At 43.4% G+C, this 12,135-nt stretch carries 13 protein-coding genes; 7 read left to right on the top strand and 6 right to left on the bottom strand.

The features are described 5' to 3' along the window. Positions 1 to 134: 134 nt before the first annotated feature. The 6 genes from rpiB to A3860_RS01460 all read right to left on the bottom strand — a co-directional run bounded on the left by rpiB (position 135) and on the right by A3860_RS01460 (position 5,958). A complete protein-coding gene (gene rpiB, locus A3860_RS01485; RefSeq protein ID WP_081144753.1) occupies positions 135 to 581 on the bottom strand; it encodes a ribose 5-phosphate isomerase B in 447 nt (148 codons plus the stop codon). A 42-nt stretch (positions 582 to 623) separates the two neighbouring features. After that, positions 624 to 1,481: a twin-arginine translocase subunit TatC gene (gene tatC, locus A3860_RS01480; RefSeq protein WP_081144752.1), complete on the bottom strand. Its 858-nt coding sequence runs from the start codon at positions 1,479 to 1,481 to the stop codon at positions 624 to 626. Between the two features lie 267 nt (positions 1,482 to 1,748). After that, a complete protein-coding gene (locus A3860_RS01475) occupies positions 1,749 to 3,032 on the bottom strand; it encodes a hemolysin family protein (protein WP_081144751.1) in 1,284 nt (427 codons plus the stop codon). A 79-nt stretch (positions 3,033 to 3,111) separates the two neighbouring features. Then, positions 3,112 to 3,690: a guanylate kinase gene (gmk, locus tag A3860_RS01470; RefSeq protein WP_081144750.1), complete on the bottom strand. Its 579-nt coding sequence runs from the start codon at positions 3,688 to 3,690 to the stop codon at positions 3,112 to 3,114. Positions 3,691 to 3,769: 79 nt separating this feature from the next. Then, on the bottom strand, positions 3,770 to 5,074 hold the full coding sequence (gene murA, locus A3860_RS01465; protein WP_081145148.1) for a UDP-N-acetylglucosamine 1-carboxyvinyltransferase: 1,305 nt from the start codon (positions 5,072 to 5,074) through the stop codon (positions 3,770 to 3,772). A 155-nt stretch (positions 5,075 to 5,229) separates the two neighbouring features. Then, positions 5,230 to 5,958 carry a DUF4290 domain-containing protein gene (locus A3860_RS01460; RefSeq protein WP_245843449.1) on the bottom strand — a complete coding sequence of 243 codons (729 nt, stop codon included), beginning with the start codon at positions 5,956 to 5,958 and terminating at the stop codon, positions 5,230 to 5,232. A 588-nt stretch (positions 5,959 to 6,546) separates the two neighbouring features. Between A3860_RS01460 and gldC the strand changes: the two genes are divergently transcribed. The 7 genes from gldC to A3860_RS01425 all read left to right on the top strand — a co-directional run bounded on the left by gldC (position 6,547) and on the right by A3860_RS01425 (position 12,095). Further along, positions 6,547 to 6,894, top strand: coding sequence for a gliding motility protein GldC (gene gldC / locus A3860_RS01455; RefSeq protein WP_081144749.1), 348 nt, complete (start codon positions 6,547 to 6,549; stop codon positions 6,892 to 6,894). Between the two features lie 16 nt (positions 6,895 to 6,910). After that, positions 6,911 to 7,363, top strand: coding sequence for a GatB/YqeY domain-containing protein (locus tag A3860_RS01450; protein WP_081144748.1), 453 nt, complete (start codon positions 6,911 to 6,913; stop codon positions 7,361 to 7,363). Positions 7,364 to 7,392: 29 nt separating this feature from the next. Next, positions 7,393 to 7,938, top strand: coding sequence for a CvpA family protein (locus A3860_RS01445; RefSeq protein WP_081144747.1), 546 nt, complete (start codon positions 7,393 to 7,395; stop codon positions 7,936 to 7,938). A gap of 128 nt (positions 7,939 to 8,066) precedes the next feature. After that, the gene (locus A3860_RS01440) at positions 8,067 to 8,843 is read left to right on the top strand and encodes an alpha/beta fold hydrolase (RefSeq protein WP_081144746.1); all 777 of its coding nucleotides are present in this window, start codon (positions 8,067 to 8,069) and stop codon (positions 8,841 to 8,843) included. A gap of 156 nt (positions 8,844 to 8,999) precedes the next feature. After that, complete coding sequence (locus A3860_RS01435; protein ID WP_081144745.1) at positions 9,000 to 9,659, top strand: CBS domain-containing protein; 660 nt, start codon at positions 9,000 to 9,002, stop codon at positions 9,657 to 9,659. A gap of 148 nt (positions 9,660 to 9,807) precedes the next feature. Continuing rightward, on the top strand, positions 9,808 to 11,187 hold the full coding sequence (locus A3860_RS01430; protein WP_158085114.1) for a POTRA domain-containing protein: 1,380 nt from the start codon (positions 9,808 to 9,810) through the stop codon (positions 11,185 to 11,187). 29 nt (positions 11,188 to 11,216) lie between these two features. Continuing rightward, positions 11,217 to 12,095 carry an NAD kinase gene (locus tag A3860_RS01425; RefSeq protein WP_081144743.1) on the top strand — a complete coding sequence of 293 codons (879 nt, stop codon included), beginning with the start codon at positions 11,217 to 11,219 and terminating at the stop codon, positions 12,093 to 12,095. The last annotated feature ends 40 nt before the right edge of the window (positions 12,096 to 12,135 follow it).

Raw genomic sequence — 12,135 nt, 5'->3', positions numbered from 1 at the left:
TTTTTTCGATCTTCCATTAATTTAATAAAGGAGCCCCTTCATTGATCTTTTTTGGGGCAGCCAATAAATTAAAAAGCCGGAAAGGAAGGCTGTTAAGCTGTTCCTTTCCGGCTTTATGTTGCCCTTAGATAGTTTTAAACACAAGCTATTTTATTCACCCTTGTTTGGTGACGGCCACCTTCAAACGGGGTGGCAATAAAGATCTCGATCATTTCTTTGGCAATTTCCAGCGAAACAAAACGGGCCGGAATACAGATCACGTTGGCATCATTATGCTGACGTATTAACCGGGCCACTTCTGTTTCAAATGAAAGGCCGGCGCGTATACCCTGGTGTTTGTTGGCGGTAATGCAAACGCCATTGGCGCTGCCGCAAAGTAATATTCCAAATGCTACTTCCCCTTTTTCTACCGAATCAGCCACCGGATGCGCGTAATCAGGATAATCTACTGATTTGTTTTCATCAACGCCTTTGTCGGCTACGGTGTATCCTTTTTCGGTTAACCATTTTACAAGTGCCACTTTATAATCATAACCTGCATGATCGCTGCCAATGGCAATGGGTTTTGAGAATTCGAACATATTTTGATTGAGTTGACTAATTATAATTTTTATCAGCTAATATTATTGCCAGTTGTCTTCCTCTTCCTGGGTTCTCTTATACACGCGTTTTGACACAATAACGCTTAATTCATATAAGAACACCAGCGGTAAAAACACGATCATCTGGCTGGTCCAGTCGGGTGAGGGCGTAATAATGGCCGCCACCACCAGAATGGCCACGTAGGCATATTTACGATAGGTTGAAAGGAACCGCGGCGTAATTAACCCGATCTTGGTAAGTACGTACGATAATATTGGTAATTCGAAGGCAATACCACACCCTAATATAATATCAACCAGGTTGTCGATGTAATCACTCAACGAAGGTTTATACTCGTACATACCGGCCTGGCCCAGCGTAAAATTGGCCAGAAAATTATAAGTAAATGGCGCCAGTAAAAAGTATCCAAAGGCTGCGCCTAAAAAGAAGAACAGCGAAACAAAGAATATAGCATTGCGGCTGTATTTTAATTCCTTGGGCGATAAGGCCGGTTTTACAAATTTCCAGAATTCCCAGAAAATGAAAGGGAATGCTGCAATAAAACCGCCAATGACGCCAATTTGAATGGCCGACATGAACGGGCCGCTTACCGTAGTGCCCAGTAATTTATAACCGGGTGGAATGGGCGGCATGCAGAGCGCATCGCCAATTCTCAGGAAATGACTGAAGTTGCACAATGCCCGGTACGAGACAAAATTGTTGCGCACCGGCCCCATTACGACGTTGTCGAATACCCAATCGATATTTATAAAAATAACAATTGCCGCAACTAAAATAGCCACAGCAGAGCGCATAATGTGCCAGCGTAATTCTTCAAGATGATCAATAAAGGTCATCTCCGTATCATTGCTCCTTCTTTCAAAAAAGGTTATCGCCATAGGATCGCCATAAAGTCTGAATAATAATAATAAAAGCGGGGCAAATTTAAGGCTTATCGGGTAGGTATCAACATAAAGCTTGTTAAGGGCAGGAAATAAGCGGGGATACTCGATGGTTGGGAAACCTGTACCGGGGAAAAGTTAGTTTTTAAGTGGTTGCTGGTTACCAGTTACGGGATACCGGGCAAAAAATTTGGAGAACCCGATTATTTGCAGAGGTATCGAAATTCAAGCCTGGTAACTGGAAACCGGGAACTGGAAACTGGTTTATCGCAGGATCTTCAGGCGCACCATCTCAATTCTGGTATCGCTAACATTCAGCACCTCAAATTCGTAATTGCCAATGATTATGCGCTCTTTCAGGCGGGGAATGGTTTCGTGCTGGTGAATAATAAAGCCCGACAGGGTCTCGGAATCATTTTCCGGGAATTCGAGTTTGTACTTTTCTACCAGGTAATCCAGCTCGAGCCGGCCCGATAAAATATACTCGTCTTCAGAGATCATTTTCTCCTCAAATTCTTCCACGTCGTACTCATCCTTTATTTCGCCAAATATCTCTTCAAGCAGGTCTTCCATGGTAACTATACCCGCGGTTCCGCCAAATTCATCCACTACCCAGGCAATGCTTTTACGTTCTTTGGTGAATTTATTAATGAGGTCGGTGGCGCTCATGCTTTCGGGTATGGCGGGAATGGGCAGCAAAATTTCCTTTACGTGGTCTGGTTGTTTGAAAAGGTCAAGCTGGTGAATATAGCCCAGAATATGATCAATATTGCCTGCATACACGATAAGCTTGCTCAGCCGGGTTGAAATAAATTTTTTACGGGCTTCCTCCACAGTGGTATTCAACTCAATAGCCTCAATTTCTTTACGGGGTACCAGGCATTCGCGCACTTTTATTTTGGGTAACGACAGGGCATTCTCGAACAGCTCGGTGTTCATGTCGCTCCCCTCACTGTTATATTCACTGGTTTGCTGGAAGAAGTGATCGAGATCGCTGCGTGAAAAGGGTTCCTTGCGCTTGTCGATGCGCATATCGAAGATCACATTCAGGATGAAGATCGAAAGTTTTACGAAGGCGGCGGCTATCCAGTAAAATAACTGGTCGAACAGGCCCAGCAGGCCAACCCTGGCCGAAAATGACAGCAGGGAGTCACTTTTTGCCTTGAAAATGGCCTTTGGAATGCATTCGCCAAACAAAATGATCAGCAGCCACGACACCAGGATCTCAAAAAGCAGGCGAAAAACTGTTATGAATGATTTGGCCGAAAAATCCATGGTTTCCCAGTGGAATAATTCATTCCAGAAGATTGACCCCAACAAAACCACGATCGTGAGGAAAAAGCTGAAACCTACTACATTAGTACCTATAAAACGGGAGGGGTTATCGAACAGATTTGATAACAAAATACCACTGCTGGCGCCCTGTTTCTTTTTCAGTTCAATATTCAGCCGGTTCGCCGAGGTAAATGAGATCTCAATACCGGCAAAATAGGCGACCAACAAAAAGGCGATGCCAATGCAAATGCCTATAATGGTGATAAAACTCATAGTTTGGGTTACGAAAATATAAAAAAACCGCAAGAATCAAGGCCTCTGTTCACAGTTCAGGGTTTCCGGCGCCCTGATCTCAGGCCCCAAACAGGAACTGTTGTATCACTTCTTTAGCCTGTTTACAGGCCTTTTCGAGGTTATCGTTCAGGATTATTTTATGAAAATGATGTTTAAAGGAGATCTCGTAGGAGGCTTTGTTCACCCTTGCCTGCAGGGTTTCTTCGGTTTCGGTTCCCCTTGAGCTCAGTCGCCGCTTTAACTCATCAACCGAAGGTGGCTCAACAAATATTGACAGGGTAGTATCGGGGAATTGTTGTTGTACGTGTATGGCGCCTTTTACATCTATATCAAGCACGGGCACCTGCCCGTTGTTCCAGATGCGTTCCAGTTCCGATTTCAGGGTGCCGTAATATTTTCCTTCATACACCATTTCCCATTCCACAAACTCATTATGCTGAACCTTGCGGGTAAAATCTTCTTCAGTAATAAAATAATAATCTTTTCCTTCTACTTCGTTTTCGCGTCTATTACGGGTAGCCACAGATATCGAAAAAGCCAGCTGGGGAAATTCTTTTAATAAGAAATGTGTAATAGATGTTTTGCCGGCGCCGGAAGGGGCGGTGATAATTATTATTTTATTATTGGGTTGAAACATGAACAGGTCTTGTGGTTTGAGTTATATGGGGTTCTGAATTTTAATTTCCTGCGTAAGCGCTGTTACCGGTTTGCCACGTTTATATTCTTTTGATATCTGCGCCCAGTGCCTGCAGGCGTTTATCGATGTACTGATAGCCGCGGTCGATCTGTTCAATATTCTGGATCACACTTTTACCGTCGGCGCTCAGTGCTGCGATCAGGAGCGATACCCCGGCCCTGATATCGGGGCTGCTCATTTGAATACCCCGCAGGTTTTGTTCGCGGCCTAAACCGATCACGGCAGCACGATGGGGGTCGCATAAAATGATCTGGGCGCCCATATCAATAAGCTTGTCAACAAAGAACAGGCGGCTTTCGAACATCTTTTGATGAATGAGCACGCTGCCGCGGGCCTGGGTGGCCACTACGAGCACAATGCTCAGCAGGTCGGGGGTAAAACCCGGCCAGGGATGATCGTAAATGGTAAGCACCGACCCATCGAGGAAGGTTTGAATTTCATACACCTCCTGTGCGGGCACATGAATATCATCGCCTTCAAATTGCAGCTGAATACCCAGCTGCCTGAATTTATCGGGAATAATGCCCAGGTGTTCTATCCCGGCGTTTTTTATGGTGATATCACTTTGCGTCATGGCTGCCAGTCCTATAAACGAACCGATCTCGATCATATCGGGCAGCATGCGGTGTTCGGTACCATTGAGCGATTGTACGCCTTCAATGGTAAGCAGGTTGCTTCCGATACCGCTTATTTTTGCGCCCATGCGGTTAAGCATTTTACAGAGCTGCTGAAGATACGGTTCGCATGCGGCGTTATAAATGGTGGTAATGCCCTCGGCCATTACTGCTGCCATAACGATATTGGCGGTGCCGGTAACAGAGGGTTCATCAAGCATGAGGTAGTTGCCCCTGAGGTCGGGCGCCTGCAGTTCAAAAAAGCCATCTTCGGGTAAATAATTGAAGGTAGCGCCCAGTTTTTCGAAACCAATTATATGGGTATCGAGCCTGCGGCGGCCTATTTTGTCGCCACCGGGTTTGGGAATATAGGCTTTTCTAAAACGGGCCAGCATAGGGCCGGCCAGCATAACGGAGCCCCGCAGGCGACCGCTTTTTTGCTTATAGCCATCGCTGCGCAGGTAATCTACGTTTACGTCATCGGCCTGAAATATGCAGGTATCTCGTTGCGGGCGTTCGATCTTTACGTTCATTTCGCCCAGCAATTCGATCAACAGGTTTACATCTAAAATGTCGGGAATATTGGTAATGGTTACTTTTTGAGACGTAAGCAATACGGCACTGATGATTTGCAGTGCTTCGTTCTTTGCGCCTTGCGGAACGATTTCTCCTTTTAATTTTTTACCGCCGATGACTTCAAAAGAATTCATAGTTACTTTTTCCTGGTTTTTAACCTTGGGTGGTACCCATAATAAGCTGCAAATATAAAACCCCGACAATAGCTTTTACTGTCGGGGTTTTATTTATTAATAATTCTTTTATCCACCTGTTTGATGGCTGGAAGTGCGAAATTCCTACTTCCCTATTAATATCTTTTCTTGAACTTCCCGCCCCGGTCATTGCGGTCTTTGCGGTCGTTTCGGCCACCGCCATCGCGGTCCCTGTTATCGCGGCCGCCACGGCCCTGGAACTTCTGACCGCGTTTATTACGGTAATCGCCATAACCGCCACGATCGCGGTCGCGGTTGTCGCTGGGGCGATGCTGACGAACGTAAGGGGTGTTGGTAAATGTTAGCTGGCCTTCGGTAATATTGGTCAATTCGCCCTGAATGGCGTCATCGTGTACTGTTTCTTTATGCCAGTTATTATAAGCCAGTTTCATATAATAGGCAATGGCATTGGCAAAGCCCTGGCGTTTGTCGCCCGATTCTTCTTTCAATGCCTTATTGATAACCAACTCCAGGTTTTTGCCCAGGTGTGAGAATTTGGGATAGCGCTTGGGATAGGGCAGCGGTCCTGGTCTTGATTTTAAAGTTTCCCGTGTGGGAATGGGATAGGGCGATTCAACCGCCAGTTTAAAATCGGAGATCAGGAACAGGTGATCCCATAATTTATGTCTGAAATCTTCAACGTTCTTTAAATGAGGGTTCAAAAATCCCATCAGTTCAATCACTGCATAAGCATTGCGTTGGCGGGTCTCCTGATCTTCGAGCGTCAGCAGATATTCAATCATTTTTTGAATATGCCTTCCGTATTCACGCATTACCAGGTGGTTCCTGGTAGTGTTATATTCCATTTTGTCAATACTGTTCATTCTATAAATATAAGGTTAACAAAAGTAACAACTTAAGTTTACAAAAAGAAAAGGCCTTTGTTAAAGGCCTTTTTCTATAAAAGGATTGGTTTTTCCACAGGTTAATGAGGTAAATCGCAAACCGCCCAGCCCGGTTCCGCGGTTGGGAAGGTGCGGAATATGTATGATTGAGCATTAAATCTCTTATTTTACAGAAATGGCCGTGTAAAATGATAAAAAAAGCTCACCACAAACCCTTCGAATGTTTTATTGCTGCAAATAACACCTTAACAGATAGATTAGCTTTCTCAGAAAGAATTTCATGGATACCGATTGGTTGCCATCGGCAAGAGATCAGGAGTTTTTTAAGCGTATTCCCCAAATTATCAAATAAACTTGTATTTACCAACGGGTTAGTACCCTATTTTTTGAGCCGTATTTTGTGCAGTTGTTGTATTGTTGAAAGCGATTATATGAGTGCTGGCCTGTTAATCTCAATATTGGGTTAATTTACATTTACTGAAGGCAATAGGACTCCGGTTTCAAAAAGCTATTAAAAATCGGTGTACTTTTGCGGTTCAAAATGTAAAAATCTGATAATCAAACAAAATGAGGCAATCGACTATTACCATTGATGTAGCGCTTGACGAAAAAAATATTCCAGAGTCAATTGTGTGGAAGGCAACCGACAGTACGGCCGACCAGGGGCAAAAAGCAAGGGCCATGTTGCTGGCTTTTTGGGATGCGGCCGATAAATCGGCTTTACGGATGGACCTTTGGACGAAAGAGATGATGGTAGATGAAATGGCCGATTTTTATTATCAAACTATAATGACCATGGCCGATAGTTTTGACCGGGCAACCCACCAAACCGAGCTGGTTGACCTCATGAAGACCTTTGCCAAGGATTTTTATGGCCGTTTTAGGGAAATTCAACTGAAAGAAAATAAATTATAATCCAAAAAGCCGCTGTATGAACTTAGAACAAAAGATAATGGCCGAGCTGAAAACCGCAATGCTGGCCAAGGATGAAAAAGCCCTTCGCAGTTTGCGTGCCATTAAAGCCGCTATTTTACTGGCTAAAACATCAGAAGGGGCAGGCGGCGAGCTGAAGGAGGAAGACGAGATCAAAATGTTGCAGAAACTGGTAAAGCAGCGTAAAGATTCGCTGGAGATCTTTCAGCAACAGAACCGGACCGATCTGGCACAAAAAGAGCAGGAAGAAATTGAGGTCATCGAAAAATTCCTGCCCAAACAATTAAGCGGCGAAGAGCTGAAAGCAATTATTGCTACTATCATTACCGAAACCGGCGCTTCTTCACCGGCCGATATGGGAAAAGTGATGGGCGCAGCTACGAAACAGTTAGCCGGTAAAGCCGATGGCAAGGCCATCAGTGCAGTTGTTAAAGAATTGTTAGCAAAGTAGCAGTTGGCGCAGGTTGTACCTCAGGAACTATGATCATAGACATATTAGTTCTAATATTGCTGGTTATGGCCGTCATCAAAGGATTACGGCGAGGCCTTATTGTTGCAGTATTCTCCATTTTTGCGTTTATTGCAGGCATAGCCGCGGCCATGAAGTTATCGGTGGTGGTGGCAGCATATTTGAAAGATTCCGTTAATATATCTGCGAAATGGCTGCCGTTCCTTTCATTTGCCGTGGTGTTTATAGGTGTGGTGTTGGTGGTGCGCTGGGTGGCCAGTTTAATTGAATCAACAGTTGAGCTGGCTATGATGGGTTGGGCCAACAAAATAGGAGGGGTCATTTTATATACAATTTTGTATATGTTTACCCTCAGTGTACTCCTGTTCTTTGTACAAAAGGTTAAGCTGATCAGCGATGAAGCAATCGCTAAATCAATGACCTGGCCATTTTTACAGCCGTTAGGCCCCTGGGTTATAGATGGTTTTGGAAAACTGATCCCGGCATTCAAGAATATGTTTACTGAACTCAGTAACTTTTTTGACGGGTTAGCCCAACAAGCTGGGCATAAGGCGTGATATACCAAAAACGTAAAAAAATCAGTAGCTTACATTAAAATTGCAATGTGGAAAACTGCAAGGGTGGATTATTTGCAGTAAAACGTTTATTTTAGCGATTAATTGACTGACTTGAACAGACATAGCTGATGAATTATACGATCAAACAAGTGGATAAATTCAAGTATATTGAAGAAGGCGAAGGCGAACCGCTAATACTTCTGCATGGATTATTCGGTGCCCTCAGCAACTTTGGTGATTTGATCAATTACTTCAAGAACCACAATAAAGTAGTGGTTCCCCTACTCCCTTTGCTTGATATGGACCTCTTGCATACTTCCGTAGGTGGTTTGCAGAAGTTTGTACATAAATTTATTGAGTATCAAAATTATCAGAATGTGCACCTGCTGGGGAATTCCCTCGGCGGCCATGTAGCTATTTTACATGTGTTGAAACAGCCCGAACGCATTAAATCGCTCATTTTAACCGGCAGTTCCGGCTTATTTGAGAATGGTATGGGTGACACTTATCCCAAACGCGGCGATTACGATTATATAAAGAAGAAAACGGAACTCACTTTTTACGATCCCAAGGTTTCAACCAAAGAACTGGTTGATGAGGTTTACGAGATCGTGAACAACCGGCTGAAAGCCATTAAAATAATTGCACTGGCAAAAAGTGCCATCCGGAATAATCTGGGCGAAGATATCAATCAGATCAAACAACCCACATTATTGATCTGGGGTAATAATGATGCCATTACCCCACCGTTTGTAGGCCGGGAATTTCACCGGTTGATCCCCAACAGTGAACTGCATTTTATTGACAAATGTGGTCATGCGCCTATGATGGAAGTGCCAGACGAGTTCAATCGCATCCTCCATAAATTTTTGACAAAATTAAATGAGCCTGCAGCGGTAGCCTGAATGCTATCGTCATAATTGATTATATTTGGTTAAGGTAATTTCCTAACTGTTCGCTAAGGTTAATACCTATTAAATATTTTATTTGGTTTTGAGCGGGATACAAACCGGTTACAGGTTTTTATCGTATAACACTTTATAGGTAGTAAACTCTGATCAGTGCTTAATAAAGAATTAATATCAGCCACGATTCCCACACTCAATTTGAGTGACACGGTTATTCAGGCGCTGGACCTGATGTCGGAGTTCCATGTTATGCAATTACCTGTAGTGGCTGAAGATAAATACCTTGGTTTGGTATTTGAAGAGGACCTCATGAACACTGACGAACGCGCAACACTCCAATCAATTGATAATCACTTCTCAAAAGTGGCCGTACACGCCAATACTCACTTTATTGAGGCGGTACAAATGTTGAATGATTATAATCTTTCCCTGGTTCCGGTTGTAGATAAGGAAAATGAATTTGTGGGTTCCATTGCAGCTATTGACCTGTTAAAAGAATTAGGAAAAACCACAGGGGCCAGCGAACCCGGCGGGTTGATCGTACTTGAAATGGAACAACGTAATTTTTCGTTTTCCGAACTCAGCAAACTGGTAGAAACCAACGATGCCCAAATTACGCAGTTAAATAGTTATTGGGATAATAACACCAGTTCCTTTTTTGTAGCAATAAAAATCAATAAATTCGAGATTTCTGATATTGTTGCTACTTTTCAACGATACGAGTACAATGTTAAATATTATTTTGGCGAGGAATTATACGAAAACGAACTGCGGAACAATTACGACCACTTGATGAACTATCTGAACATTTAGCACAACATTAGGATCGGCCAGCTTTTTTTTATAAAACTTGAAAACACAAGCGACTGCTTGCCGGGGCATGTGAATGGGAAAGAAATTCTATTGTATACTTGCAAAATTGTTGTGTTGCGTGGGAATTGTATGTGCACAACCCTCCCCTGTGGATACTTCACTATATGTGTCCACAGCTATCCCTGGTTATATCAGTAATAACAGCAATAGTAACAACTACTCTACGCCTTTTGTTGTGGGCGATATAATAATTGAAGGAAATAAAAGGACCAAACCTTACATTATCGAAAGGGAGCTGCCCTTTAAAACAGGCGATTCCATTTACCTGCCCGAACTGGTAAAAGCTTTTGAGATTTCGCGCCAGCAGCTCATCAATACCACCCTGTTCAACGAAGTGATCATTTCCCTGAAATCGTTCCGGGGCTATGTAGTTGATATTTCTATACAGGTAAAAGAACGCTGGTATATTTTCCCCATTCCTTACCTGAAACCGGTTGATCGCAATTTGAACGAATGGGCCAAACAGGGGTATGGCGTTGACCGGGTGAATTATGGATTTAAATTTACCTACAACAACTTTACGGGCCGTAATGATAAGCTGAAGCTATGGCTTATTACCGGTTACACCCAGCAGATCCAATTCCAGTACGATCAGCCTTATGCCGACAAATCGCTGAAACATGGTTACCGCCTCGGCTTTGCCTACTCATTCAACCGCGAAATAAATTATGCTACCATCGATAACCAGCAACGGTTTGTTGATTCGCTGCGCGATGGCATAAAACAATGGTCGGCCCACGTTGATTATACCTATCGCCCGGGATTAAGAACCGTACATACATTTTCGTTATCGTATACCCGCCAGGAAGTAGACCCACGTATAAACGAACTGAACCCCAAATACTACAACTACGAGCATAACAAGATCAGCTTTCCCGAATTATTTTATAACATCAGTTATGTGAACGTTGATTACAAACCGTTCCCCCTCACCGGCTGGCTGGCAGAAGGAACCATTTCAAAAAGAGGATTCAACAAGGAAATGAACATGTGGCAGATCAGCGGAAAGGCAAGTAAAAGCTGGCCGCTGACCAGGAAAGATTTCTTTATGTGGCAGGGAGTGGGCACATTGCGTTTCCCGTTCAGTCAGCCCTATATAAACCAGCGTATGTTTGGGTATGGCGATATGTACCTGCGCGGTCTTGAAAACTATGTAATAGATGGTTCAGCAGGTTTTTTAACCAGGCAAAGTTACCGGCATCAGTTGTTCAAATTCAGCGTACCAACCTATATAAAATCAAGATCACACGACCATATACCATTTCGCATTTATGCCCGCCTGTTTGGCGATGCGGGATATTCCTATAATAAGAGTTTTACCATGAATTCCCTCACGAACCGCATGTTGTACACCGGTGGCTTTGGAGTTGATATTGTTACTTTCTATGACTTCATATTGCGGCTCGACTACAGCTTCAACCAAATAGGACAAAAGGGATTATTTTTACACATCAAGAGTGATTTTTAACCTACAGGAAAATTTATTAACCGTATAGTATGAAGGTAGCCATTTATAGCCGGGTTATTGATGATGACCAGTATAACAAAGTGCAACAACTGCTCGATGAACTGGCCAAAGAAAATATTCAGCCGGTTATATACAAGCCTTTTTATGAAATGATACAGTCTTCGGTGCGATTCTCTGACCGCACCACCGTTTTCTCTGACTCAGGCGACCTCACCGACGCAATCGATTTTTTGATAAGTCTGGGTGGCGATGGCACTTTACTGGATACCGTTACACTGGTTCGTGATAAGAATATCCCGGTACTGGGTATTAATTTCGGCCGGCTGGGCTTTTTGGCCAGCATTGGCAGTAAAGAATTGCACATTGCGGTACAATCCCTGGTGAAGCGCACAATACTAATAGACAAGCGATCGTTAATTCATCTGGATGCCAGCAAACCATTATTTGGCGATGTACCATACGGATTAAATGAATTTGCTATTCATAAAACGGATACATCACCCATGATAAAAATTCACACTTACCTGAATGGTGAATTTTTAAATACATACTGGGCTGATGGCGTGATTGTAGCAACACCTACCGGTTCAACCGGTTATTCATTAAGCTGTAATGGTCCTGTGGTTTTTCCTGAATCCTCCAGTTTTGTAATTACCCCCGTAGCCCCACATAATTTGAATGTTCGGCCTATTATAGTGCCTGATGATAATATAATTTCATTTGAAATTGAAGGACGAACCGATCATTTCATATGCGCCCTTGATTCACGTAAAGAACTCGTAGATAAAAAAGTGCAACTGGCTGTACGCCGGGAATCCTTTACCCTGAGCCTCGTTAGGTTAAATGAAAACAATTTCCTGCAAACCCTGCGTAATAAATTATCATGGGGTTTGGATACCAGGAATTAACTTTTAATACTGAAAAATTACCGGTGAATCCGGTTCTTAA

Origin of the sequence: Niastella vici, assembly GCF_002077945.1 — a bacterium.
In the GTDB taxonomy this organism is placed as follows: domain Bacteria; phylum Bacteroidota; class Bacteroidia; order Chitinophagales; family Chitinophagaceae; genus Niastella; species Niastella vici.
Note: the sequence above shows the minus strand (reverse complement) of the source record. Positions and strands in the feature narration are given on the sequence as shown.

Coding starts and splice junctions, on each gene's coding strand:
- rpiB (WP_081144753.1), bottom strand. CDS start 581: ATGTTCGAATTCTCAAAACCCATTGCCATTGGCAGCGATCATGCAGGT.
- tatC (WP_081144752.1), bottom strand. CDS start 1,481: ATGGCGATAACCTTTTTTGAAAGAAGGAGCAATGATACGGAGATGACC.
- A3860_RS01475 (WP_081144751.1), bottom strand. CDS start 3,032: ATGAGTTTTATCACCATTATAGGCATTTGCATTGGCATCGCCTTTTTG.
- gmk (WP_081144750.1), bottom strand. CDS start 3,690: ATGTTTCAACCCAATAATAAAATAATAATTATCACCGCCCCTTCCGGC.
- murA (WP_081145148.1), bottom strand. CDS start 5,074: ATGAATTCTTTTGAAGTCATCGGCGGTAAAAAATTAAAAGGAGAAATC.
- A3860_RS01460 (WP_245843449.1), bottom strand. CDS start 5,958: ATGAACAGTATTGACAAAATGGAATATAACACTACCAGGAACCACCTG.
- gldC (WP_081144749.1), top strand. CDS start 6,547: ATGAGGCAATCGACTATTACCATTGATGTAGCGCTTGACGAAAAAAAT.
- A3860_RS01450 (WP_081144748.1), top strand. CDS start 6,911: ATGAACTTAGAACAAAAGATAATGGCCGAGCTGAAAACCGCAATGCTG.
- A3860_RS01445 (WP_081144747.1), top strand. CDS start 7,393: ATGATCATAGACATATTAGTTCTAATATTGCTGGTTATGGCCGTCATC.
- A3860_RS01440 (WP_081144746.1), top strand. CDS start 8,067: ATGAATTATACGATCAAACAAGTGGATAAATTCAAGTATATTGAAGAA.
- A3860_RS01425 (WP_081144743.1), top strand. CDS start 11,217: ATGAAGGTAGCCATTTATAGCCGGGTTATTGATGATGACCAGTATAAC.